Annotated in this window: 22 protein-coding genes and 1 pseudogene; 14 read left to right on the forward strand and 9 right to left on the reverse strand. The window is 72.1% G+C overall.

Going from position 1 to position 23,029, the window contains the following annotated elements; genetic code table 11:
• Window positions 1-144: 144 nt before the first annotated feature.
• Entirely contained in the window at window positions 145-1,314 is a 1,170-nt protein-coding gene (locus tag AB0O67_RS03675; RefSeq protein ID WP_365445493.1) for a steroid 3-ketoacyl-CoA thiolase, read from the forward strand.
• Here AB0O67_RS03675 and AB0O67_RS03680 read toward each other — a convergent pair.
• Entirely contained in the window at window positions 1,298-1,501 is a 204-nt protein-coding gene (locus AB0O67_RS03680; protein WP_365445496.1) for a DUF397 domain-containing protein, read from the reverse strand. The two genes, AB0O67_RS03675 and AB0O67_RS03680, sit on opposite strands and share 17 nt — an antisense overlap.
• Window positions 1,461-2,309 (reverse strand): helix-turn-helix transcriptional regulator, encoded by an 849-nt coding sequence (locus AB0O67_RS03685; protein WP_365445499.1) that lies wholly within the window; start codon window positions 2,307-2,309, stop codon window positions 1,461-1,463. Before AB0O67_RS03685 ends, AB0O67_RS03680 begins: the two co-directional genes overlap by 41 nt.
• Before the next feature lie 92 nt (window positions 2,310-2,401).
• Between AB0O67_RS03685 and AB0O67_RS03690 the strand changes: the two genes are divergently transcribed.
• From AB0O67_RS03690 to AB0O67_RS03700, 3 genes are all read left to right on the forward strand, one after another.
• Window positions 2,402-2,839: an ATP-binding protein gene (locus AB0O67_RS03690; RefSeq protein ID WP_365445502.1), complete on the forward strand. Its 438-nt coding sequence runs from the start codon at window positions 2,402-2,404 to the stop codon at window positions 2,837-2,839.
• 90 nt (window positions 2,840-2,929) lie between these two features.
• Complete coding sequence (locus AB0O67_RS03695; protein WP_365445505.1) at window positions 2,930-3,184, forward strand: hypothetical protein; 255 nt, start codon at window positions 2,930-2,932, stop codon at window positions 3,182-3,184.
• A 343-nt stretch (window positions 3,185-3,527) separates the two neighbouring features.
• Window positions 3,528-3,698, forward strand: coding sequence for a hypothetical protein (locus tag AB0O67_RS03700; RefSeq protein WP_365445508.1), 171 nt, complete (start codon window positions 3,528-3,530; stop codon window positions 3,696-3,698).
• Window positions 3,699-3,705: 7 nt separating this feature from the next.
• Here AB0O67_RS03700 and AB0O67_RS03705 read toward each other — a convergent pair whose 3' ends face one another.
• A complete protein-coding gene (locus tag AB0O67_RS03705) occupies window positions 3,706-5,733 on the reverse strand; it encodes a bifunctional glycosyltransferase 87/phosphatase PAP2 family protein (RefSeq protein ID WP_365445511.1) in 2,028 nt (675 codons plus the stop codon).
• Window positions 5,734-6,092: 359 nt separating this feature from the next.
• Here AB0O67_RS03705 and proP point away from each other — a divergent pair, with 359 nt between their 5' ends.
• Together proP and AB0O67_RS03715 are read left to right on the forward strand one after the other, a co-directional pair.
• Window positions 6,093-7,574: a glycine betaine/L-proline transporter ProP gene (gene proP / locus AB0O67_RS03710; RefSeq protein ID WP_365445514.1), complete on the forward strand. Its 1,482-nt coding sequence runs from the start codon at window positions 6,093-6,095 to the stop codon at window positions 7,572-7,574.
• Window positions 7,575-7,939: 365 nt separating this feature from the next.
• Window positions 7,940-8,611 (forward strand): O-methyltransferase, encoded by a 672-nt coding sequence (locus tag AB0O67_RS03715; protein ID WP_365445516.1) that lies wholly within the window; start codon window positions 7,940-7,942, stop codon window positions 8,609-8,611.
• 17 nt (window positions 8,612-8,628) lie between these two features.
• On the opposite strand, the gene AB0O67_RS03720 is transcribed toward AB0O67_RS03715, so the two are convergent.
• Window positions 8,629-9,021, reverse strand: a complete 393-nt coding sequence (locus AB0O67_RS03720; protein ID WP_365445519.1) for a hypothetical protein — start codon at window positions 9,019-9,021, stop codon at window positions 8,629-8,631.
• A 98-nt stretch (window positions 9,022-9,119) separates the two neighbouring features.
• Between AB0O67_RS03720 and AB0O67_RS03725 the strand changes: the two genes are divergently transcribed.
• On the forward strand, window positions 9,120-9,530 hold the full coding sequence (locus AB0O67_RS03725; RefSeq protein WP_365445522.1) for a DUF1992 domain-containing protein: 411 nt from the start codon (window positions 9,120-9,122) through the stop codon (window positions 9,528-9,530).
• A 55-nt stretch (window positions 9,531-9,585) separates the two neighbouring features.
• Here the strand turns inward: AB0O67_RS03725 and AB0O67_RS03730 are convergent, their stop codons facing one another.
• Window positions 9,586-10,194: a hypothetical protein gene (locus AB0O67_RS03730; protein WP_365445525.1), complete on the reverse strand. Its 609-nt coding sequence runs from the start codon at window positions 10,192-10,194 to the stop codon at window positions 9,586-9,588.
• A 5-nt stretch (window positions 10,195-10,199) separates the two neighbouring features.
• Entirely contained in the window at window positions 10,200-10,871 is a 672-nt protein-coding gene (locus tag AB0O67_RS03735) for a hypothetical protein (protein ID WP_365445528.1), read from the reverse strand.
• A 205-nt stretch (window positions 10,872-11,076) separates the two neighbouring features.
• Here AB0O67_RS03735 and AB0O67_RS03740 point away from each other — a divergent pair, with 205 nt between their 5' ends.
• Window positions 11,077-11,559, forward strand: coding sequence for a GNAT family N-acetyltransferase (locus AB0O67_RS03740; RefSeq protein WP_365445531.1), 483 nt, complete (start codon window positions 11,077-11,079; stop codon window positions 11,557-11,559).
• Window positions 11,560-11,618: 59 nt separating this feature from the next.
• Here AB0O67_RS03740 and AB0O67_RS03745 read toward each other — a convergent pair whose 3' ends face one another.
• Window positions 11,619-13,673 carry an MFS transporter gene (locus AB0O67_RS03745; RefSeq protein ID WP_365445534.1) on the reverse strand — a complete coding sequence of 685 codons (2,055 nt, stop codon included), beginning with the start codon at window positions 13,671-13,673 and terminating at the stop codon, window positions 11,619-11,621.
• A 190-nt stretch (window positions 13,674-13,863) separates the two neighbouring features.
• Here AB0O67_RS03745 and AB0O67_RS03750 point away from each other — a divergent pair, with 190 nt between their 5' ends.
• Window positions 13,864-14,799 carry a peptidoglycan-binding protein gene (locus AB0O67_RS03750; protein ID WP_365445537.1) on the forward strand — a complete coding sequence of 312 codons (936 nt, stop codon included), beginning with the start codon at window positions 13,864-13,866 and terminating at the stop codon, window positions 14,797-14,799.
• A 110-nt stretch (window positions 14,800-14,909) separates the two neighbouring features.
• Here AB0O67_RS03750 and AB0O67_RS03755 read toward each other — a convergent pair whose 3' ends face one another.
• Together AB0O67_RS03755 and AB0O67_RS03760 are read right to left on the reverse strand one after the other, a co-directional pair.
• A complete protein-coding gene (locus AB0O67_RS03755; protein WP_365445539.1) occupies window positions 14,910-15,569 on the reverse strand; it encodes an HAD-IA family hydrolase in 660 nt (219 codons plus the stop codon).
• A 189-nt stretch (window positions 15,570-15,758) separates the two neighbouring features.
• On the reverse strand, window positions 15,759-16,340 hold the full coding sequence (locus AB0O67_RS03760; RefSeq protein WP_365445542.1) for a TMEM165/GDT1 family protein: 582 nt from the start codon (window positions 16,338-16,340) through the stop codon (window positions 15,759-15,761).
• A gap of 404 nt (window positions 16,341-16,744) precedes the next feature.
• Here AB0O67_RS03760 and AB0O67_RS03765 point away from each other — a divergent pair, with 404 nt between their 5' ends.
• The 5 genes and pseudogenes from AB0O67_RS03765 to AB0O67_RS03785 all read left to right on the forward strand — a co-directional run bounded on the left by AB0O67_RS03765 (window position 16,745) and on the right by AB0O67_RS03785 (window position 22,877).
• Window positions 16,745-17,389 (forward strand): HNH endonuclease family protein, encoded by a 645-nt coding sequence (locus tag AB0O67_RS03765; RefSeq protein ID WP_365445545.1) that lies wholly within the window; start codon window positions 16,745-16,747, stop codon window positions 17,387-17,389.
• A gap of 160 nt (window positions 17,390-17,549) precedes the next feature.
• Window positions 17,550-19,190 carry an alkaline phosphatase D family protein gene (locus AB0O67_RS03770; protein ID WP_365445548.1) on the forward strand — a complete coding sequence of 547 codons (1,641 nt, stop codon included), beginning with the start codon at window positions 17,550-17,552 and terminating at the stop codon, window positions 19,188-19,190.
• Window positions 19,191-19,477: 287 nt separating this feature from the next.
• Window positions 19,478-21,397: pseudogene (locus AB0O67_RS03775) on the forward strand (FAD/NAD(P)-binding protein); the annotation flags it as partial.
• A gap of 93 nt (window positions 21,398-21,490) precedes the next feature.
• The gene (locus AB0O67_RS03780; RefSeq protein ID WP_365445551.1) at window positions 21,491-22,096 is read left to right on the forward strand and encodes a VTT domain-containing protein; all 606 of its coding nucleotides are present in this window, start codon (window positions 21,491-21,493) and stop codon (window positions 22,094-22,096) included.
• A 163-nt stretch (window positions 22,097-22,259) separates the two neighbouring features.
• Window positions 22,260-22,877: a hypothetical protein gene (locus tag AB0O67_RS03785; RefSeq protein WP_365445554.1), complete on the forward strand. Its 618-nt coding sequence runs from the start codon at window positions 22,260-22,262 to the stop codon at window positions 22,875-22,877.
• Window positions 22,878-23,029 lie beyond the last annotated feature (152 nt).

Consider the following 23,029-nt stretch of genomic DNA (forward strand, 5'->3'; position numbering starts at 1 on the left):
ACGACCAGTCAGGAAGTGCCGCGAACGTAACGGCGGACTCCGAAGACTGCAAGACCCTTGCGGTGACGGACGTCACGTCAGCAGACTGCACACAGAACTAGAACACGTATCAGTTGCTGGTTTCTGGACGAGAGGACCGCCTTCATGGCCGCCGAACCCGTCATCGTCGAAGCCGTCCGCACCCCCATCGGCAAGCGCGGCGGCGCGCTCGCCAACCTGCACCCCGCCTATCTGCTGGGCGAGACGTACCGCGAACTCCTCGGCCGCACCGGCATCCCCGCCGACTGCGTCGAACAGATCGTCGGCGGCACGGTCACCCACGCCGGCGAGCAGTCCATGAATCCCGCGCGGACCGCCTGGCTGACCATGGGCCTGCCGTACGAGACGGCGGCGACGACGGTCGACTGCCAGTGCGGGTCCTCGCAGCAGGCGTCCCACATGACCGCCAACCTCATCGCGGCCGGCGTGATCGACGTCGGCATCTCCTGCGGCGTCGAGGCGATGTCCCGCGTACCACTCGGGTCGGGCTCCAGGCACGGGCCCGGAAAGCCGTTCCCCGACGAGTGGAACGTCGACCAGCCCAACCAGTTCGTGGCGGCCGAGCGCATCGCGAACCACCGCGGACTGACCCGGGAGAACGTCGACGCCCTGGGCCTGCTCTCCCAGGAGCGCGCCGCCAAGGCCTGGTCGGAGGAGCGCTTCAAGCGCGAGACCTTCGCCGTACAGGTCCCCACCACGGAGGACGAGCAGCACGCCGGGCAGGGCATGTGGCGGCTCGTCGACCGCGACGAGGGGCTCCGCGACACGTCGGCGGAGGCACTGGCGGGGCTCAAACCGATCATGCCGACGGCCGTCCACACGGCCGGCAACTCCTCGCAGATCTCGGACGGCGCGGCGGCCATCATGTGGGCCTCGAAGCGCATGGCCCGTGCGCTGAAGCTGAGGCCGAGGGCGCGGATCGTGGCGCAGGCCCTCGTCGGCGCCGACCCGCACTTCCACCTGGACGGCCCGATCGACGCCACCCGCGCGGTGCTCGGCAAGGCGGGGATGTCCCTGAGGGACATCGACGTGGTCGAGATCAACGAGGCGTTCGCGTCCGTGGTGCTGAGCTGGGCGCGGGTCTTCGAGCAGGACCTGGAGAAGGTCAACGTCAACGGCGGTGCGATCGCGCTCGGGCACCCGGTCGGGGCGACGGGTGCCCGGCTCATCACGACGGCACTGCACGAACTGGAGCGGACGGACGCGGAGTTCGCGCTGGTGACGATGTGCGCGGGCGGCGGACTCGCCACCGGCACGATCATTCAGCGGCTGTAGCCGCCCAGTTGAGAAACGCGGTGAACGCCGCTGGACGGAAGGCCAGTACGGGACCCGCCGGGACCTTGGAATCGCGCACGGCGGCGGCTTCGCCCAGCCGTGCGCATTCGACGCAATCGCCGCCCTGATCGCCGCTGTAGCTGGACTTACGCCACTGGGCCACCGTCAACATCGCGTTGCTCGCCATAGCGTTCCTCCATCACGCACCGGATCAACTCCGCCGAGTCCCTGAGGGAGAGAGCGGCGGCCTGAAGGTGATCGTAACGGAGCGAACAGTCGACGACGGTGTCCGGATTGGCGGTCGGGTGCCCGCTGCCGTACCCCTCGGTGTAGACGATGGTGGGATCGCCCGGGAAGCGGTAGAGGTTGAACGAGCCCTGCAGACCCGCGTGCGCCCCCGCCGAGAACGGCAGCACCTGAACGTTGATCCTGGGGTCGTGCTCGAAGGCCAACAGATGGGCCAGTTGATCCCGCATGGTCGCCGGGCTGCCGATCTGCTGGTAGAGAGCGGCCTCGCTGAGGATGGCCCAGAAGACCGGGGACTTCTCCTTCTCGAAGATGCGCTGGCGGGCGAGACGTACGGCGGTGCGGTCGTCGAGGTTGCTCCGGTCCAGCGCGCCGAGCACCGCCCGCGCATAGGCCGACGCCTGGAGAAGACCGTGCACCATGTGCGTCTGGAAGGCGCAGATCTCGACGGCCCGAGCCTCAAGCTCCGCCGTCTGCTGAAACCACGCCGGAAGTTGGCTGCGCAGAACCAATTCGGTCAGGCGGGACAGGAGGCCGCCCGTCCCCAGTGCCGCGTCCACCCGTTCGCTGAACGCGGGTGTCGGGAGCTTGCGCGCGGTCTCGATCTGCCCCACCAGCGAGCCGGTGTAGTTGATGATCTCGCCGAGCTGTCGCTGCGTCAGTCCAGCCACCTCGCGATGGCGCCGCAGTACGTAGCCGTAGTAGTCCAGCGGCGAGGCACCCGGGTCGAGGGCGTTGATGTGGGTCACGCACGGTCCCCTCTCACGCGACTCCGCCCACAACGGGACGGGTTGTATCCGTTCCGTTGCCCACGGTAGTGACGGCTGGCCAGCCTCGTAGCGTGAACGAATACATTCCACCGGCCTACTCGGCCCCTCGCCCCGTCCAGTACCGCATGAACCTCACCGTGGGCGAGCACTCGGCACGGCATGTGCGCCGTATCGTCCGCTCGCTCCTGACGGAATGGGAGATGGCGGAGCTGACCGACGCGGTGGAACTGGGTGTGACGGAGCTGGTCGCCAACGTCGTACGGCATGTCCGGGACCGGCGCTGCGTGCTGCTGGTGCTGCGGCTGAGGACCGGGGTGCGCGTGGAGGTCACCGACACCTCGCCCCAACTGCCCCGCACGCGAACGCGGTTGTCGCCCGACGCGGAGGGCGGGCGCGGGCTCGTCCTGCTGGACGCGCTGGTCGACAAGTGGGGTGTGGACCGGGGGCCCCTTGAGGGCAAGACCGTGTGGTTCGAGTGCGGGCCCCACGAGAGCCGCCCGGAGGCGTAGGCACCCGGACCTCACTCGGCCTTCGACACGCGCCCGGACCCGGCGGACGCGGACGGTCCTGCCGAGTGGGCGGCGCAGTGTGCCGCGTCCGTGATCGCGGCGGAGGGGCGGCAGCACGACCCGCCTCCGGACGCCTCCGAGGAGGAGCGCGATCTCCACCGGCTGGCCGTGCTGCTCGCCGGCATGGCGGCCTCGCGCGAGGCCCTGCTCGCCACGGCGATCGGGTGCGGCAGCCTCGCCGTCCTCGCGACACCGGAGTACGACCGCTGGTTCGCGGGCCGGCTCGAAGGGGTCTCGCGCGCGGTGGCCCTGGCCGGGACGACCTGGCCGTTCGGGGACCTTTAGGCACCCGCCACGGAGCCGGCGCTGCTCGCCCACCGGGCGAACCAGGCGGACCTGGACGAGGCGCTGCGCCTGCTCCGGCAGGCCCTGGATCTCATGTCACCCGGCCATCCGGACCGGGCCGTGGCGCTCAACGACCTCGGCCTGGTGCTGACCGCCGCCTACCAACGCTCGGGAGAGCTGGAAAAGTTGAACGAGGCGGTGCGCTCCCATCGGGAGTCGGTGGCGCTCACCTCCGAAGGGCACGGGCTGCTCGGCGTGCGGCTGCTCAACCTCGGCACCGCGCTGGGCCTGCGCCACCAGCTGACCCAGGACGGCGAGGACCTCGCTGTGGCACGTCGACGACGTGATCGGGGCGGAGGTCGCGCTCGGCGTGTACGACGCCCTGGGCCGGGGCGACGGCACGCTCGACGTGGACCGCACGGCCGAGGCCCTGCACCGCGCCGTACGCGGCCTGCGCGACACCTGTCCCGAGACACCCAGCCTGTGGGCCTGCCAGGTGCACGCGGGCCCCTGAGGTCCCGTCAGCTCCGGTCCTTCACCAGCTCGGGTTCCGCCTCGACCACGGGCGCCGGGGCTAGCCGCGCCTGCGGGCCCTGGAACAGATACGCCAGCCCGAAGCCCGCGCCCACCACGATCGCGCCGCCCACCGCGTCCAGCACCCAGTGGTTGCCGGTCACGACGATCGCGGTGACCGTGAAGGCCGGATGCAGCAGGCCCAGCGCCTTCATCCACACCTTGGGCGCGACGATCGCGATCACGACGCCGCACCACAGGGACCAGCCGAAGTGCAGCGACGGCATGGCCGCGTACTGGTTGGTGAGGGAGGTCAGGGTGCCGTAGTCCGGCTGGGAGAAGTCCTGGACGCCGTGGACCGTGTCGATGATGCCGAAGTCCGGCATCAGGCGCGGCGGGGCGAGCGGGTAGAGCCAGAATCCGATCAGGGCCAGCAGGGTCGTCAGGCCCAGCGTCGAGCGGCCCCAGCGGTAGTCGACGGGGCGGCGCCAGTACAGGAAGCCGAGGACGGTCAGCGGGACGGCGAAGTGGAACGACGTGTAGTAGAAGTCGAAGAACTGACGGAGCCAGTCGACCTTCACCGTCGCGTGGTTGAGCGTGTGCTCGATGTCGATGTGGAGGAACCGCTCCAGGGAGAGGATCTGCTCGCCGTGCGCCTCGGCGCGCTCCCGGCCGCCGGATATCGTGCCGCCGGTGGCCGCGAGCCGGACCTGCGAGTACGCGGCGTACGTGACGCGTATGAGGAGCAGCTCCAGCAGGAGGTTCGGACGGCCGAGGACGCGGCGCAGGAAGGGCAGCAGCGGTATGCGCCGCCAGCGGGCCGGCACCGGCCGGGCGTACCGCGTGGGAATGGGGTCGCGGTAGTGGGGCGAGGTGCGCGACAGGAACGGCACGGCCGTGGCGGCGGCGATCGCGGCGAGCAGGACGGCGTTGTCGCGCAGCGGGTGCAGCGCGGCCATGTCCGGCAGGAGCCACTTCGCCGGGAGCGTCATGACCAGCACCACCGCCACCGGCCACACCAGGCGGTCGGAGGCGCGTCGGCCGACCCGGCCGACCACCGCGAGCAGGACCCACAGCAGCTGGTGCTGCCAGGCCGTCGGCGCGACGACGATCGCGGCGCAGCCGGTGAGCGCGACGGCGAGCAGGAGTTGCCCGTCGCGGGCGTGGCGGACGGCCCGGCGCAGGCCCAGGGCGGCGACCACCGCGCCCAGGGTCAGGAAGAGGGCGATCTCCAGTGGGCCGGACAGGCCCAGCCGCAGCAGCGCGCCGTGCAGGGACTGGTTGGCGAGGTCGTCGGCCCGGCCGCCGAGACCGACGCCGGCCATGTGGTGCACCCAGTACGTGTACGAGTCGTGCGGCATCGCCAGCCACGCCAGCGCCGTGGTCCCGGCGAAGGTCCCGCCCAGAGAAACCGCGGCCTGCCGGCGGCCCGTGAACCACAGCAGCGGGGCGAAGAGCAGCACCGTCGGCTGGAAGGCGGCGGCGACACCGATCAGCGCGCCCCCGGCCCGCTCGCCGCGCACGGCGAGACAGCCGAGCAGCACCAGCAGGACCGGGATGATGCTGGTCTGGCCGAGCCAGAACGCGTTGCGCACCGGCAGGGACAGCATCAGCAGGCAGATCGCGACGGGTGCCGCGACCAGCGTCGTACGGCGGCTGACGGGGCGCGGCAGGGCGCGGGCGGCGACCAGGCCGAGCACGACCACCAGCAGCAGCGTGCCGAAGGTCCAGCCCCAGCCGAGCGCCTGCTCCGCCGCGCGCGTCAGTGGCTTGAGCACCAGGCCCCCGAAGGGGGTGCCGGTGAAGCGGGTGGAGTCGTAGAGCGAGCCCTCGACGTGCAGCACGCCGTCCGGGCCGACCCAGGTCTCCAGGTCGGTCAGCCGCTCGCTCCGGGGCGTGCCGAGGACGACGGCGATCTGCCGTATGCCGAGAATCGCGGCGACCAGCCACAGGGCCAGGCGCGCGGCGCGCAGCCGTGCGCCCGCCGTCGCTCCGAAAGCCCCCACCGGTCTTCCGCCGTGTTCCGCGTTCGCCACGCCTCGTCGGCCTCCCGCCCCATCGATCGCGCACCCTGTGGGGTCGCACCGCCCCCGGAGAAGGGACGCAGGCAACCCCTCATTCACCTGACGTCCGTTCTCCTTTTGTCCGGAAGACGATAGTGGGAGGGGGGTCGGGTTGCTTCGGCCGGGCGCGAGATAGATCACAGGGCGTGGACCGGGACGGCGGCCGAACGCGCGCCGACCGTCCTGCACACGGCGCATTTACGTGCTCCGTGCATCAAAATCGCCACCCTGCGTAATCAGGACAAGACCCCCTATCGTCGACTTTCGGCCTGCCGCCGACGCTGCCGCGTGGGCCCGCCCCTGTCCCCGTCGAAAGGTAGGCGAGCGAAGTCTTGTCGAGTGCCACCGTCGCCGCACCGAATCCGTTCCCCGTCCGTACCCGCCCGCCGGTACAGGACCCCACCGTCACCGACCCCGCCCTGGTCAAGCGAGCCGTGAAGGCAGCGGCACTCGGCAACGCCATGGAGTGGTTCGACTTCGGTGTCTACAGCTACATCGCGGTGACGCTCGGCAAGGTCTTCTTCCCGTCCGGCAACCCGACGGCACAGCTCCTGTCCACCTTCGGCGCCTTCGCCGCGGCCTTCCTGGTCCGCCCGCTGGGCGGCATGGTCTTCGGCCCGCTGGGCGACCGCGTCGGCCGCCAGAAGGTCCTGGCGCTGACGATGATCATGATGGCCGTCGGCACGTTCGCGATCGGCCTGATCCCGTCGTACGCCGCGATCGGCGTCGGCGCGCCGATCCTGCTGCTCGCCGCGCGCCTCGTGCAGGGCTTCTCCACCGGCGGTGAGTACGCCGGCGCCTCCACCTTCATCGCCGAGTACGCCCCCGACAAGCGGCGCGGCTTCCTCGGCAGCTGGCTGGAGTTCGGCACGCTCGCCGGCTACATCGGCGGCGCGGGCCTGGTCACCCTCATGACCGCGCTGCTCTCCTCCGAGGACCTGCTGTCGTGGGGCTGGCGGATCCCGTTCCTGATCGCGGGCCCCATGGGAATCGTCGGCCTCTACCTGCGGATGCGCCTGGAGGAGACCCCGGCGTTCGCGGCGGAGGTCGAGAAGGCGGAGACGGAGCGGCCGAAGGTGCCGCTGCGCGAGATGGTCACGGGCCAGTGGAAGGCGCTGCTGCTGTGCATGGGCCTGGTGCTGGTCTTCAACGTCACCGACTACATGCTGCTGTCGTACATGCCGAGCTACCTCACGAGTGAGCTGCACTACGACGAGACACACGGCCTGCTGGTCGTCCTGGCGGTGATGGCCCTGATGATGATCGCCCAGCCGTTCACGGGCGCCCTCACCGACCGCGTCGGCCGCCGCCCGGTCATCGCCGTCGGCTGCGCGGGCTTCCTGTTCCTCTCCGTCCCCGCCCTGCTGCTGATCCGCCAGGGCAGCCTGCTGGCCATCGGCCTGGGCATGGGCGCGCTCGGCCTGCTGCTGGTCTGCTTCACCGCGGCGATGCCGTCGGCCCTCCCGGCCCTGTTCCCCACCCGGGTCCGCTACGGCTCCCTCTCCATCGGCTTCAACATCTCGGTCTCCCTCTTCGGCGGCACGACCCCCCTGGTCGTCACGGCCCTGATCGGCGCCACCGGCGACATGATGATGCCCGCCTACTACATGATGGCCGCGGCCGTGATCGGCGGCGTGGCGGTGTGGTTCATGACGGAGTCGGCGGGGCGGCCACTGCCGGGGTCGGCACCCTCACTGGAACCGGCGGAGGCAGAGGCGGCCGCGAAGCCGGCGGACACCGCCAAGCCCGCGTGCGCCGCGAAGGTGCCAGGTCCCGCCAGGGCCGTGGAGGCCGTGAACGCCTCGGGGCGCTGAGGACGGGGCCGGGGCCGGGCTTCGGCCCGGGCTCGGCGGTGACGCGAGGACCCCTGGGACGGGCGGCGATGTGGAGGTGCGACACCTTCACCGGGGCCAGGTCACCGCCCCACGCCACCGTGCCGTCGCGGTCCGCCAGGGTGGCCCGCACGATCGCCTCCCGATACGGCCAGCGACCCTTCCGAACCTGATCACCAGCCAGCGGGGGACGAACACCGTATGGCACACCCTGTGCCTCCTCAGCCAGGCACCTGCTCGAAGGCCGCCGTCGCCCCATTGGCCCCGTGGGGCAGGAACCTGCACCCACCCCCACTCGTTAGACCATCTAGTTAGCACCTCTAACTAGATGACGAGAGGCAGAGCGCATGAGCGAGTCGCAGATCTGGGACACCGTCGACGCGTACTTCACGACCCATCTCGCCGGCGACGACGAGGCCCTCCAGGCGGCCCTGCGGGACAGCGACGCGGCCGGTCTGCCCCCGATCGGTGTCACGGCGAGCCAGGGCAAGCTCCTCCAGCTCCTGGCCGAACTGCAGGGCGCCCGCGCCATCCTGGAGATCGGCACGCTCGGCGGCTACAGCACGATCTGGCTGGCCCGCGCCCTCCCGGCCGACGGCCGCCTGGTCACGCTGGAGTACGACCCGAAGCACGCCGAGGTCGCGAGTCGCAACATCGCCCGGGCCGGCCTCGACAAGGTCGTCGACGTACGCGTCGGCGCCGCCCTGGACTCCCTGCCGCAGCTCGCCGACGAGAACCCCCCGCCCTTCGACCTGGTCTTCATCGACGCCGACAAGGCCAACAACGCCCACTACGTGGAGTGGGCGCTGCGGCTCTCGCGCGAGGGCAGCCTGATCGTCGTCGACAACGTGGTCCGAGGCGGCCGCGTCGCCGACGCGGACAGCTCCGCGCCCGACGTGAAGGGCACCCGCGCCGCCATCGAGCTCATCGGCTCCCACCCGAGGCTCTCCGGCACCGCGATCCAGACGGTGGGCGGCAAGGGCTACGACGGCTTCGCCCTGGCACGGGTCCTCGGCTGACGGGGCCGCGCCGCCGTTCAGACCTCGTGGTAGTAGCCCACGTTCACGCTGCGCGGTCCGGTGCGGTCCTGGATGACGATCTCGCCGTTGCCGCCCCTGGGCAGCGGCATCGTGCCGCCGTACGCGAGCGGCTGCGCGTACTCGCCGGACACCAGCCGGACCTCGGAGGACGGGTCCGGCTGCGAGCCGCGCAGCCAGGTCACCTGCCAGTCACCGTCCGGCCCGCACAGGAACTCCAGGTGCACCCGCGAGACGAACAGCCATTCGTCGGGCGTCGCGAGCCGGCACACGGTCCTGTCCCGGCCCACCCGCAGCATCGTTCCCGGCTCGCTGGGCGCGTCAGCCATGATCATGCCGGCCGTGACACCCGCGTCCGCACCGGAGACGGTGGCCATGGTCAGTTCGAGCACGTGCGCTCCCTTGCAACGTCCTGATGCGGCAGCCCGGTTGGCCCGCCGCCGCCGCATGATAAATCGCCCGGCGCGGCGGCGTCCGGCACAATGGCCTCATGACCGAGCGAAAGCCACCGGGTGTCAGCTTCGAGTCCTGGACGGACAAGCAGATCCGGGACGCCGAGGCGCGCGGTGACTTCGCCCATCTGCCGGGCGCCGGCAAGCCCCTTCCCAAGGACGTCGAGAGCGCCTACGACGAACAGTGGTGGATCAAGCGGAAGTTGGCCCGGGAGGGCATCTCGGTCCTGCCGCCCACCCTCGCCCTGCGCAAGGAGGCGGAGGACACGCTGCCGGCCGCGATGCGGGCGCCCTCCGAGCGGCTCGTGCGGAAGATCGTCGAAGACGTCAACGTCAAGATCCGCGACGTCATGTTCAAGCCGCCGCCCGGCCCCCCGCTGGGTCTGAAGCCGTACGACGTGGACGATGTCGTACGCCGGTGGCGGGAGGGCCGGGCGGCGGCCGGATAGCTGGTTCGCGCCGGTTGGGCGGCTCGGTGGCCGAACAGTCGGTTCGGCGCGCGGCTCAGTGGCGCAGCAGCCGCTCCGCGAGCTCGCGGTAGTCCCGCAGGGCGAGACGGAGCTGTTCGGTGTCGGAGGTCGCGGGGGTGGCCTCGTCGGTCGCCTCCCAGGACCTGCGCAGGGTGCGGCGCCGCTGGGTCACGGCCTCGGTGAACCGGGCCGCTATCTCCTCCAGCACGTGGTCCGCCTCCTCGATGGCGGCCCGCGGCCCGTCCACGAACGAGGCCACCGCCTGCTGCAACCGCAGCTCGAACTTGCCGGTCTCCTCACCCGGCAGCAGCGGGGCCAGGCGCGGGGTGGGGGCGGAGGGGTCGGCCGGGGTCCTGGCGGGACGCGCGGGGGCATCCGTAGCGGCGGCCCCACGGGCTTCTTGAGCCCCACGAGCTTGCTGAGCCCCACGAGCCGTCTGAGCCGCCTCACTGGCCTCCTTAGCTTCGCGTGCCCCGACTCCCCCAGGCGCCACATCACCCGCACGAAGCGAAGCACCGGTCCCGTCGGGAACCTCCCTCGCCGTACCCGGCGCCGCGTCCCGCCCGACGAGGTCGTCGCGCCGCGCGGTGCGGTCCGGCTCCGGCGGCTCCCCGCCGCCCATGGGCCGTGTCACGTCGGCCATGTGTCTCAACTCCCCTTCGCGTGGCGCCCGAAGGCCGCCGGCAGATGCAGCCGGCCGGAGCCGGCGTGGGCCGTCGTCCTGGTCCGCTCGGCGGGCGGCCGCCCGTGGCGGTCGTCGCGCGCCGGACGCAGCAGGTCGTCGAAGAGGGCGCGGGCCTCGACCATGGCCTCACGCATCTCCTCGGTGCCGGCGCCACCGTCCCGCCCACCGTTCACCGGCGTACCGGCGATGCGGTGGACGCGCCGGTAGCCGTGCACGTGGTGCGCGTGGTGCACGGACAGCGCGGCGTACTGCTCCTCGTACTGCCCGCCGTCCGGGAAGCCCCGGATGGCGGCGAGCTCGGCGAGCAACTGGTCCGCCTCGGTCACGGCGTCCTGCGGCGAGTCGACGAAGCGCTCCTGGGCGGCCGTCCAGCGGGCCTCGAACCGCTCGCGCTGCGCCGGTTCGAGCGGCCGCTCACGCAGCTTGCCGTGCCGCTCCACGCGCTCGGCGAGCTCGCGTTCGGCGGCGGGGGCGTCCCCGTCGTGCCGGGCCACGGCCCGGTCGTACTCCGGTCCGAAGCGCCGCCTCAGGTCCCGTCCGCCGCCCGCGCCACGGCCGCGCAGGGTCAGGGCGGCCACGATGAGGGCGACCGCCGCCACAATCACGATCAGAGCAATGATCCAGCCAGTGGACATGAATGCCTTCCGGGTTTTCGACCCGACCGGCCCATCGCCGGGCCGGTCCGCCGACCGGGTTGCCCGCAAACCCCCACCCAAACGAGGCCGGCACCCGGCGGACCGTACGGGAGAGGTGCGTGATCTCGCTTCCGGGTCCAGGACCACGGGAGGCGCCGTGCCGCGCCCGCGAGGAAAGCCCGCCGCACCCCGGACAATGGTGAGCATGACCTGGACGATCACCCCGGAGCCCACCGACTCCCCGGCCGCCGTGGCGCTCTGGCGGGCGTACTACACGGAGGTCAGCGACCGCTGGTACCTGCTGCACCAGGGCCGTACGACCGACCCGGCCGAACTGGAACGGGAGATCGCCGCCGACACCGGCAAGGACCTCACCCTGCTCCTCCTCGCACACCACGACGGCACCCCCGCCGGCACGGCAGGCATACGCCTGACCCCCGACCCCACCACGGCCGAACTGACCCGCGTGTTCCTCCTGCCCCGCCTGCGCGGCAGGGGTGGAGCCGCTCGCCTGGTCACCGCGGCCGAACAGGCTGCCCGCACCCTCGGCGCGACCAGAATGGTCCTCGACACCAGAGCCGACCTCACCGAGGCCCGAGCCCTCTACACCCGCCTCGGCTACGAGGAGACCCCGCCCCACAACACGGCCCCGTACGCCGACCACTGGTTCACGAAGCACCTCACCTGAGGGGGCACCAGGCACCACAAGCATGACGGCGCACCACCCCGAACCCGGCGCCCCGTCCCTCACCGGAACCGAGCCACCGGCTGCCCCTCGTGCGGCTCCTCACGATCCGACCCGCACAGTTCCTCGTTCAGCTCCCGCACCAACTGCACCAGATCCGTGGGCCGCTCCGGCCCCCACCAGTCCCCGAGCAACTCCGCCAGCGACTCCTCACGCGCCGTCGCGAGCCGCTCCGCGACCACCCGCCCCTGCTCGGTCAGCGTCAGGTCCAGCCCCTCGCGCACGGCGAGCCGCCGTTCCTCGACCTGGCGGGCGCCGTCGAGGATCACCCCGAGCGGCACCGAGCTGTGCTCGGCGAGCGCACCGGGCTCCACCCGCCCGTACCTCTTGATCCGCAGCAGCAGCCAACTCGCCGCCGGCACAAGGTCGTACCCCGCACGCGCGGAGATCTTCCGGTAGACCTCGTGCCGCCCCTCCCGCGTGCCGAGCACCGACAACGCCCGGCACACCTCGTCGTACGACGACCGCTCCACCGGATTGCTGGCCAGCGTCTCGGAGACATCGGGCGCCATGACCGACCCCCGCAGCCGGTCCTCCTTGAGGAACCACGCCAGCACGAACGCGAGGAGGGCGACCGGAACGGCGTACAGGAACACATCCGTGATGGCGGTCGAGTACGCGTCCAGCGCCTGCGCGCGCAACTCCGCCGGCAGGGCGGCGATGCCCCGCGAGTCGGCCTCCAGACTCTCCACGGTCACTCCCGGCGGCAGCGGCACGTCACGGAAGGCGGACGCCAGTTGCTCGCCGAGACGCCCCGCGAAGACCGAACCGAAGACGGCGACCCCGAACGCGGCCCCGATCGACCGGAAGAACGTCGCACCGGACGTGGCGACGCCCAGATCCTCGTACGAAACGGCGTTCTGCACGATGAGCACCAGCACCTGCATGACCAGCCCGAGCCCGAAGCCGAAGACGAAGAAGGTCCCGCTGATCACGGCGTTGGAGCTGTGCTGGTCGAGGTGGTGGAGGAGCAGCAGACCGAGGGTGGTCACAAGGGTCCCCGCGATGGGGAAGACCTTCCAGCGCCCGGTGCGGCTGACGATCTGCCCGGAGCCGGTCGAGGCGAGCAGCAGCCCCAGCACCATCGGCAGCAGGTGCACACCCGACCAGGTCGGCGAAACACCCTGCACGACTTGCAGGAACGTCGGCAGATACGTCATCGCGCCGAACATCGCGAACCCGATGATCAGGCTGATCGCCGCGGTGAGGCTGAAGGTGCGGACACGGAACAGCTTGAGCGGAAGCACCGGTTCGGCCGCCCGCCGCTCCACCACCACGAACCCCACCGCGAGCACGGCCGCCAGCACGAGCAGCCCGGTGATCTGCGGGGAGCCCCAGCCCCAGGTGGTGCCCCCGAGGGAGGCCACCAGGACCAGGCAGGTGGCGACGGCGGCGATGAGGAAGGTGCCGAGGTAGTCGATGACGTGCTTGGTGGCGGTACGCGGCAGGCGCAGCACCGAGGCGATCACGACGAGCGCGACGGCCCCGACGGGCAGGTTGATGTAGAAGACCCAGCGCCAGCTCAGATGCTCGGTGAACACCCCGCCCAGCAGCGGTCCGAGTACGCTCGACGCTCCGAAGACCGCGCCGAACAGCCCCTGGTAGCGCCCCCGGTCACGCGGCGGGACCAGATCCCCGACCATCGCCATCGACAGCACGATCAGCCCGCCGCCGCCCAGTCCCTGGACCCCGCGGAAGGCGATGAGCTGCGTCATGTCCTGCGCGATCCCGCACAGCGCGGAGCCGATCAGGAAAATCACCACGGCGATCTGGAACAACCGTTTGCGCCCGTACTGGTCGCCGAGTTTGCCCCACAGCGGGGTGGCGGCGGTCGAGGCCAGCAGATACGCGGTGACCACCCAGGACAGGTGCTTCAGGCCGCCCAGTTCGCTGACGATGGTCGGCAGCGCGGTCGCCACGATCGTCTGGTCCAACGAGGCCAGCAGCATGCCGAGCAGCAGCGCGCCGATCGACACGAGTACGTTCCCCGACACCTGCTCGCGATCCACGGCACCCGGTATCTGAGCGGCCCTGCCGCCATGCGCTTCCCCGGTCATGCACACCTCCCGAGGCTGCCTCGTCCGGCCTGCACTACCTCATCCATCGTGGGCGGTGTGCCCGGTTAGGGCCTGTTGAGCCCGGCGGAAAGCGGTCGTCCCGGCGCGATTACGGGGGGCCGCCGACAGGACGTACACAGAATCTGCATAATCTCTGGGACCACGGAGCCGCGAGGGGAGGGACGCAAGCGTGGCGCAGCCGAACGAACACCGGTGCCCGGAGTGCGGGACGCCCAGGGGGGCGGACAACACCCCCTCCTGTGCCTGCGGCGAGCGCGCCGCCGAGGCCCTGCGCGACGCGCGCACGGCGGAACAGGCGGCGGCGGAGGACTTCGACCCCCTGCGCATACGCCCCTATGTGGCGCTGAACGCGACGACACCGACCGAACCGGCCCTCGCGGCGGACGCCTCGCCGCCCGGGGAACCTGAGCCGTCGGCATTCCCGGAGGGCCCTGAAGGACGTGAGGATCCCACCGAGCCTCACGCGCCCGACGAACTCCATGAAGCCGAAAACGCCGGGGAACCGGGGCCCCACCCCCGTCGCCGCCGCACGACACTCCTGGCAGCCGCCGCGATACTCACGGTGGCCGCCACAGCGGGCTTCGCCGGCGGGCTGTTCTCCTACGACCCCCCGGCCCGGGACGGCGCGGCCCCGGAGTCGGTGCGGGAGGCGGTCCCGCAGGCCCGCACGACCCCGCCGGTCCCGGCACCCACGGCCACGGCCACGTCGGCCACCCCCATCCCGGAATCCCCGTCCCCCACACCGTCGGCAACGGCGACCTCGTCGCCGACGCTCAGCACGTCACCGTCGCCCCCGTCCCCGTCACCGACGCCGACCCGTTCGCCCTCACCCACCGCCCGCGCCACGGACACCGAGACCCCCGCGGACCGCGACGAGCCGCCCCCGACGCTGCGCCGGGGCGACTCCGGCCCCGAGGTCACAGAGCTCCAGCTCCGCCTGCGCCAGCTGTACCTGTACAACGACGACCCTCACGGCCACTACACGCACAGGGTGGAGAACGCCGTACGCACCTACCAGTGGGCCCGCGGCATACGGACCGACGAGCCGGGCGTCTACGACGAGGAGACCCGGCAGAAGCTGGAATCGGAGACGTCAGAACCCTGACGCGCCCCGACCCGGGCCCCCGGTCGACCCGACGGAGCTCCGGATCAGCGGCATCGGCACCCCGCACCGACACCGGAACCGGAGCCGGAACCCGCCGCAGCGGCGCCCCCTCACCCGAACGAGACCCGGATCTCCCCGCCCCCGCCAGCCTCCACCCGCACCCCGGTCAGGTCCTCCACCAGCACGTCCGGCCGGTGCACCGCGGCCCGCGGCCCCACGCCGACCACCCGCATCCCCGCGGCACGCCCCGCCGCGATCCCGGCGCCGGAGTCCTCGAAGACCAGGCAGTCCTGCGGAGCCACGCCCAGCTCGGCGGCCCCCTTCAGGAACCCCTCGGGGTCCGGCTTGCTCGCGCCCACGGACTCGGCGGTCACCCGCACGTCCGGCAGGGCCAGCCCCGCCGCGGCCATCCGCGCCGTGGACAGTGCCACGTCGGCCGAGGTCACCAGGGCATGCGGCAGCCCCCGCAGGGACGCCAGGAAGTCCTTCGCGCCGGCGATCTCGACGACGCCGTCCATGTCGGCGGTCTCCGCCGCGAGCATCCGGGCGTTGTCCGCCAGGTTCCGCTGCATCGGCCGGTCCGGCAGCAGCACCGCCATCGACGCGTACCCCTGCCGCCCGTGGACGACCTTCATGACCTCGTCACCGTCCAGCCCGTGCCGCTCGGCCCACCGGCGCCAGATGCGCTCCACGACGGCGTCGGAGTTGACGAGTGTGCCGTCCATGTCGAGCAGGAGGGCGCGGGCGGTGAGCACGGTGGTGGCCGTCATCGGCAGCTCCAGTACGGGAAAAGGGGCGGCGGCGAAGGCCGCCGGCCCCGGGAACGAGGTGACCCCGGGGACAAGGCGGCCCCGCCCGCCGGTCAGGGGAAACGGGCGGGAGCCACTTTGTTTCTCCACGGTACAAAATAAGCCGCCCGACCGCCAGCGCCGTGGCCAGACCTTCACCTGCCGTTCAGCTCAGCCGGTGACGGCTTCCCAGAGGCTCCACACGCCCAGGCCCAGCATCAGCAGCGCCGCGATCTTCGTGATCAGACCCAGCGGCACCCGCTTCATCAGCGCCCTGCCGCCGACGATGCCCAGTCCGGCCACCGCCCACAGCGCCAGCACCGCGCCGAGGCCGACGGACAGCGGATCGTCGTACCGGGCGGCGAGGTTCGCGGTCATGATCTGCGTGAGGTCACCGAACTCGGCGACCAGGATGAGCATGAAGCCCGCCCCGGAGACCTTCCAGAAGGACTGGTCCTCCGGCTTTCGGATCTCCTCCTCGCCGTCGTCCTTCTTCAGCAGCAGCACGGCCGCGCCACCGAGGAAGAGCAGACCGGTCAGGGCGTGCACGAGCTGCTGCGGCAGCAGCGTCAGGACGCTGCCCGCAGCGACGGCGAGCGCGACATGCAGCGCGAAGGCCGCGGCGACGCCGGCGAAGACGTACGAGGCGCGGTAGCGGGTGCCGAGGACGAGCCCGGCGAGCGCGGTCTTGTCGGGCAGTTCGGCGAGGAAGACGACGCCGAAGACGAGCGCCGTGACGGTCAGGCTGATCAAGATTCCTCAATCGGTCGGGGCCACCGGCCGAGAGTCGCTGCGAAACGTCAGACCTCGGCACGGCAGCACACGTGGCATCCGTGCCGAAGGGCACGGACGTGTACCGCTCTGCCGAAGGTCTCGCTGGCCGGCCTCGTCATCGAGGCCCGCCTCCGGGCGCCGGCTCAGATCCCTCGCGGGCTGAGCAGTATGTCGACGGTCCGGCGAAGAGCTACTCCCCTTCTGCGCCTGCCATGGTACGCGACGGCCCCGGCGGCCCCGTGAGCGGAAAAGTTCCGTCTTGAATCTTGTCGTGTCATGAACGTGTCACTAGCTTCTCACCGAACGCACACCCGTTCGCAATACGGCATCGACAGCATTCCCTCGCCCGCTCGCCAACACCCCCACACTCCAAGGGAGTACGTATGCCCAGGTTCTACGCGCGTCGACGGCTCAGCACAGTCGCGGCGGTCAGTGCCTTCGCCGCCTCCGTCGCCCTGTTCAGTGCCCCCACCGCCTCCGCCGCGCTGCCCACCCCGGTCAGTGGCGCCACCGCCCGCTCCTACCTCGCCCAGCTGACCGTGACCTCCGAGAACCGCACCGGATACAACCGCGACCTCTTCCCGCACTGGATCACCCAGTCCGGCGCCTGCAACACCCGGGAGACCGTCCTCAAGCGCGACGGCTCGGGGGTCGTCACCGACTCCTCCTGCGCCGCCACCAGCGGCAGCTGGTACTCCCCGTACGACGGCGCCACCTGGTCCGCCGCCGCCGACGTCGACATCGACCACCTCGTCCCACTCGCCGAGGCCTGGGACTCCGGCGCCGGCAGCTGGACCACGTCCCGGCGCCAGTCCTTCGCCAACGACCTGACCCGCCCGCAGCTCATCGCGGTCACCGACAACGTCAACCAGGCCAAGGGCGACCAGGACCCGGCCACCTGGATGCCGTCCCGCACCGCCTACCGCTGCACCTACGTGCGCGCCTGGGTCCAGGTGAAGTACTACTACGGACTCTCGGTCGACTCCGCCGAGAAGAGCGCGCTCACCAGCTACCTGGCCTCCTGCTGACCCACCCGGCCTCCGGCTGAAGGAACGCGCGACATTTCCCGCGCGGAACCTCCCCGCCGGCCTCCGTCGTTCCGTACCGTACGGGGCGACGGAGGAGGCCGGCCGCGAGCGCACCGAGCGCCCCGGAGGCGGGCCGACCAGAGAGAAGGCGGACCATCACGTGGCGGCACTGCGCCTGGGACCACTGCTGAGATACGTCGACGGCTCGACGGCGACCGTCTGGGTCGAGGCGAGCCGCCCCTGCACCGCCGAGGTGCGCTGCGCCGACGGCGCCCACGGCACGGCCCGCACCTTCCAGGTCGCGGGCCACCACTACGCCCTCGTGCCGGTGACCGGCCTGACGGCCGGGACGACGACGGCGTACGAGGTGCTGCTCGACGGCACGCGCGTGTGGCCGCTGCCCGACTCGCCGTTCCCGCCCTCGGTGATCCGCGCCGGGTTCGTGGCGGACACCGTCCGGGTCGCCTTCGGCTCCTGCCGCTGGGCCGCGCCCCCGGCCGACGGGAAGGACCCGGTCGGCCCCGACGCCCTGGACACCCTCGCCGCCCGCATCGCGGCCGACCCTGAGGCCGTACGCCCGGACGTCCTGCTGCTCCTGGGCGACCAGGTCTACGCCGACGAGACCTCCGGGGCCACCCAGCGCCGGCTGGCCACCCGCCGCGACCTGAAGGAGCCGCCGGGCAGCGGAGTGGCGGACTACGAGGAGTACACCGAGCTGTACTACGAGTCCTGGCTCGACGCCAACGTGCGCTGGCTGCTGTCCACCGTGCCCAGCTGCATGATCTTCGACGACCACGACGTCATCGACGACTGGAACACCTCCGCCGCCTGGCTCGCCGACATGCGCGCCACCGACTGGTGGCAGGAGCGGGTGCTGAGCGGCCTGATGTCGTACTGGGTCCACCAGCACCTCGGCAACCTCCCACCGGCCGAACTGGCCACCGACCCCCTCTACGCCGCCGTACGGGACACCCCGGACGCCACCGACCTGCTGCGCACCTTCGCCGCCGAGGCCGACGCCGACCCGACGACCGTGCGGTGGAGCTACCGGCGGGACTTCGGGCGCGTCCGGCTGCTGATGGTGGACAGCCGCGCCGCGCGCGTCCTGGCCGAGGGCAGCCGCTCGATGCTCGACGCCGGTGAGCAGGAGTGGCTGCGCACCGAGGCCCTGGCCCAGCCGGGATCGTACGACCACCTGCTGATCGGCACCTCCCTGCCCTGGCTGCTGCCGCACCTGGTGCACGACGCCGAGGGCTGGAACGCGGCGCTGTGCCGGGGCGAGAAGGGCGAGCGCTGGGCGCGCTGGGGCGAGAAGATGCGGCGGGCGGCCGACCTGGAGCACTGGTCGGCCTTCCCGGAGTCCTTCGACGCGCTGGCGGCACTGATCGCCGAGGCGGGCTCGGGGGAGGCGGCCCCGGCGACGGTGTGCGTGCTGTCGGGGGACGTGCATCACGCGTACGTGGCCGAGCCGACCTGGCCCTCCGGCGGGCCGGACGCGCGCGTGCTCCAGCTCACCTGCTCGCCCGTGCACAACTCCATCCCGCTGCCGATAAAGATGGGCTTCCGCTTCGGCTGGAGCGGCGTCGCGCGGTTCCTGGGCCGCCGGATCGCGGGCCACGGCAAGGTGCCGCAGCCGCCGATCGACTGGCGCTGCACGAGTGGGCCGTGGTTCGGCAACCAGCTCATGACGCTGACGATGAACGGGCGTTCGGCGCGGCTGCTGCTGGAGCACACCGAGCAGGACGGACAGGGCGGAGCGCGGCTCACGACCGTGGAGGAGTCGGTTCTGACCACCTCATGAGGTACATCCGGGACCTGTGGGACCCGCGTTGGCTTCTGGTGTTCCCGACGGCATGATGAGGCGGACCGTCCGCTTCCCTTGGACGATCCGCCGCACTGCGCCCCACATGCCCGGGAGTCACCGCTTTGTCTGCACCGACCGCGGAATCCATGTCGGAGTCCTCCATATCGGGGGCCGCACGCGGGACTTCTCCGGAGGCTTCACGCGGGACGGCCCCTCCGGGAGCGTCACCCGGGACCTCCCTCGAAGGGTCGCCGCCGTCCGCGACCGGGTCAGCCCCCGCCCCGGTCTCCGTCGCCCTCGTCGGCGCCGGCCCGCGCGGCACCAGCGTGCTGGAGCGTCTGTGCGCCTCGGCCACCGAAATCCTGGCGCCCGGGACGCCGCTGACGGTGCACGTGATCGACCCGGCGCCGCCCGGCCCCGGACGCGTCTGGCGCACCGCCCAGTCCACCGAGCTGCTGATGAACACGGTCGCCTCGCAGGTGACGTTGTTCACGGACGAGAGCGTGGACTGCTCGGGGCCGATCCGGCCGGGCCCCAGCCTGCACGAGTGGGCGAACGACGACCTCGGTCCCGACGACTACCCCACCCGGGCGCAGTACGGCCGGTATCTGGAGTGGGTGTTCGCGCGGACGGTTCGTCAGGCTCCGTCGGGGGTGCGCGTCGAGACCCACGCCGCCCGCGCCGTCCGGCTCGACGACGGCTCCGACGGCCGTCAGGTCCTCGCCCTGGACGACGGCAGGCTGCTCACCGGGCTCGCGGCCGTCGTCCTCGCACAGGGCCACCTGCCGACGGCACCGGACGCGGAACAGCGACAGCAGACGTCGTACGCCGCCCGCAACGGCCTGCGGTACATCCCGCCCGCCAATCCCGCGGACGTCGACCTGACCTCCCTCTCTCCCGGCGAACCGGTGCTGCTGCGCGGCCTGGGCCTGAACTTCTTCGACCACATGGCCCTGCTGACCACCGGTCGTGGCGGCCGCTTCGTCCGCACCGGGCAGGGACTGCGGTACGTCCCCTCCGGCCACGAGCCCCGCCTGTACGCCGGCTCCCGGCGCGGCGTGCCGTACCAGGCGCGCGGCGACAACGCCAAGGGCCCGTACGGCCGTCACGATCCCCTGGTGCTCACGCCCGAGGTGATCGCGGGCTTCCGCAAACGCGCTGACTCGGGGGACGCGCCGGACTTCCTGACGGAGATATGGCCGCTGGTGGCGAAGGAGGTGGAGACGGTCCACTACGCCACGCTGCTGGACGGCTCACGCGCCTTCACCGAGCGCTACCTCGCCGTCCCTCATGGCGACCCCCAGAAGGCGCGGCTGCTGGACGAGTTCGGGGTCCCGGCCGCCGAACGCTGGTCGTGGGAGCGGATCTCCCGGCCGTATGCGGGCCGGACGTTCGACGGGCCCGGCTCCTGGCGGGACTGGCTCCTGCCGTATCTGCGCGAGGACGCCGCGCAGGCCGCCCTGGGCAATGTGCGCGGCCCGCTCAAGGCCGCCCTCGACGTGCTGCGCGACCTGCGCAACGAGATCCGGCTGATCGTCGACCACGCCGGACTGACCGGCGTGTCCCGCCGGGACCACCTGGACCGCTGGTACACCCCGCTCAACGCGTTCCTCTCCATCGGCCCGCCCCGGCGCCGCATCGAGGAACTGGTCGCGCTGATGGCGGCCGGGGTGGTGGAGGTGCTCGGGCCGCGGCTGGAGGTGCGGTGCGCCGACGGGGCGTGGGTGGCGCACTCGCCCGAGGTGCCGGGGTCGGCGGTGCGTGCGACGACCCTCGTCGAGGCGCGGCTCCCGGAACCCGACGTGCGCCGCACCGCCGACGAGTTGCTCACCCGGCTTCTGACGAGCGGTCAGTGCCGGCCGCACACGGTCGACGGGTACGAGACGGGCGGGCTGGACGTGACCCAGCGGCCGTATCGCCTGATGGACCGTCAAGGCGCCCCGCACGAAAGGCGGTTCGCGATCGGCGTGCCCACGGAGGGCGTGCACTGGGTGACGGCGGCCGGAGCACGGCCCGGGGTGGACTCGGTGACGCTGTCGGACACGGACGCGGTGGCTCGGGCGGTGCTGCGGGTGGCGGCGGAGGCGGGAGCCGAGCCGGTCCCGGAACCGGGCGCGGAACAGGGGGCGGAGCCGGGGGCGGAACGCGGCGGAGGCCTGACGGCGGCCGACCTAGGCGGACGTCGTTCTTCGGTTTGTACGTGAACATTCCGTACCGAACAGACGAGCCCCCCGTGAACCCCTTGTCACACCCCCGGCGTACTCTGTGATGCTCACGGGGGATGACGGGGAGTCGCGGTGCTGGAGAGTGTGGGGTCACTGACGGGCAGTCCATGGATCTACGCCATGGTGGCAGCGTCGGTCCTGCTCGACGTGTTCGTTCCGGTGCTGCCGAGCGGGGTGCTGGTCATCATGGCGGCCACGGCCGCGGCCGCGGGCTCCGGTGCGGCGACCGGCCATGTACCGGCCGACGTCCCCGACATCCTGCTCCTCACCCTGTGCGCCACCACCGCGTCCGTGCTGGGTGACCTGGTGGCGTACCGCCTGGCCTGGAGCGGCGGCGCCCGCCTGGACCGCGCGCTGGCCCGCTCGCCCCGCCTGAGCACCGCGCAGGAACGTCTCGGCACGGCACTGGCCCGCGGCGGCGGCGCCCTGGTCGTCCTGGCCCGCTTCGCCCCCGCCGGCCGCTCGGTGGTCTCCCTCACCGCGGGCGCCGCCCACCGCCGCTTCCGGGACTTCGTCCCCTGGTCGGCCCTGGCGGGTCTGTCCTGGGCCATGTACAGCGTCGCCCTCGGCTACCTGGGCGGCCACTGGCTGGGCGCGACCTGGCTGGCCACGGGCGTCTCCCTGCTCGCGCTGTTCGGGGCGGGGGCGGCGGCCACCTATCTGATGCGGCGGGCCTGAGAGTTCGTAGGCGGTTCGCCGGTCGACGCGCACCTTTTGCGGGGCTCTGGATGCCGAGCCGCTACGGGGCGTGCACGATGGGACACGTACCGGGGCAAAGTCGTACGAAGTGTGCGTACCGCCGCTCAAGACGTCCGCCCTCCGCCGCGCAGGAAGGGACCACATGGCGACCACACCACAGCAACGGGCCCAGGCGCGGACCGCGCTGACCGGGCTGCTGCTCGGGGCCGCGGGCGCGGTGGCACTCGTCTCCTGCGGCGGCGGGGGCGACGCGAGTGACGGCACCGCCTCTCTTCGGCCGACCCCCACGGGCCCCTACACCGCGTCGTTCTCCGGCACGCCGGCGTCCGCTCTGGCCTCACTGAAGGGCTCCGCCCAGGCGCGGGCCTCGGCCGCGGCCTCCTCCGCCTCCGCGCGCGCCTCCGAGTTCGAGGCGTCGGTGTCGGCGGAGGTCGCGCGCGCCAACGCGGCCGCGCAGCGGGAGCTGAAGAACGTCGAGGGCCGGGGCAACGCCATGGCGGACGTATCCCTGACGGGAAAGCCGCGGGCCGACACGGGAGACCTCCTCGCGGTCGCCGTGAACATCGCCAACCGCACGGACGAGACCGCGTCCTACGCGGTGCAGGTCGAGTTCCGCGACTCCGACGGCAAGCTCGTGGAGACCCGGTACGTCGGCGCGGAGGAACTGGCGCCGGGCGCCAGGGAGCAGCCCCTCGCCATCAGCCGCACCCCCGCCGGGCAGCAACTGACGGCCGAGATCACGAAGGCCCAGCGCTACTGACGCCCCGAACCACCGCCCGGGCCCCGTCTCCGGCCCGGCCGTGAAGCCCCGCTTCCACCGCCGGGCCCAGCCGGGAACAGCCCTCGTTCGCCGCCGGCCCGACGGACGCCCGCGCCCGAACCCTCAACGCGGACTGCCACGGCCCGGTGGAC

The sequence above is a fragment of the Streptomyces sp. NPDC086077 genome, from assembly GCF_040686175.1.
In the GTDB taxonomy this organism is placed as follows: Bacteria; Actinomycetota; Actinomycetes; order Streptomycetales; family Streptomycetaceae; genus Streptomyces.

Bases quoted from the DNA above. Each gene is read 5' to 3' on its own strand.
- AB0O67_RS03675 (WP_365445493.1), top strand. From the start codon at position 145: ATGGCCGCCGAACCCGTCATCGTCGAAGCCGTCCGCACCCCCATCGGC.
- AB0O67_RS03680 (WP_365445496.1), bottom strand. From the start codon at position 1,501: ATGGCGAGCAACGCGATGTTGACGGTGGCCCAGTGGCGTAAGTCCAGC.
- AB0O67_RS03715 (WP_365445516.1), top strand. From the start codon at position 7,940: ATGAGCGAGTCGCAGATCTGGGACACCGTCGACGCGTACTTCACGACC.
- AB0O67_RS03725 (WP_365445522.1), top strand. From the start codon at position 9,120: ATGACCGAGCGAAAGCCACCGGGTGTCAGCTTCGAGTCCTGGACGGAC.
- AB0O67_RS03730 (WP_365445525.1), bottom strand. From the start codon at position 10,194: ATGGCCGACGTGACACGGCCCATGGGCGGCGGGGAGCCGCCGGAGCCG.
- AB0O67_RS03735 (WP_365445528.1), bottom strand. From the start codon at position 10,871: ATGTCCACTGGCTGGATCATTGCTCTGATCGTGATTGTGGCGGCGGTC.
- AB0O67_RS03740 (WP_365445531.1), top strand. From the start codon at position 11,077: ATGACCTGGACGATCACCCCGGAGCCCACCGACTCCCCGGCCGCCGTG.
- AB0O67_RS03745 (WP_365445534.1), bottom strand. From the start codon at position 13,673: ATGACCGGGGAAGCGCATGGCGGCAGGGCCGCTCAGATACCGGGTGCC.
- AB0O67_RS03755 (WP_365445539.1), bottom strand. From the start codon at position 15,569: ATGACGGCCACCACCGTGCTCACCGCCCGCGCCCTCCTGCTCGACATG.
- AB0O67_RS03765 (WP_365445545.1), top strand. From the start codon at position 16,745: ATGCCCAGGTTCTACGCGCGTCGACGGCTCAGCACAGTCGCGGCGGTC.
- AB0O67_RS03785 (WP_365445554.1), top strand. From the start codon at position 22,260: ATGGCGACCACACCACAGCAACGGGCCCAGGCGCGGACCGCGCTGACC.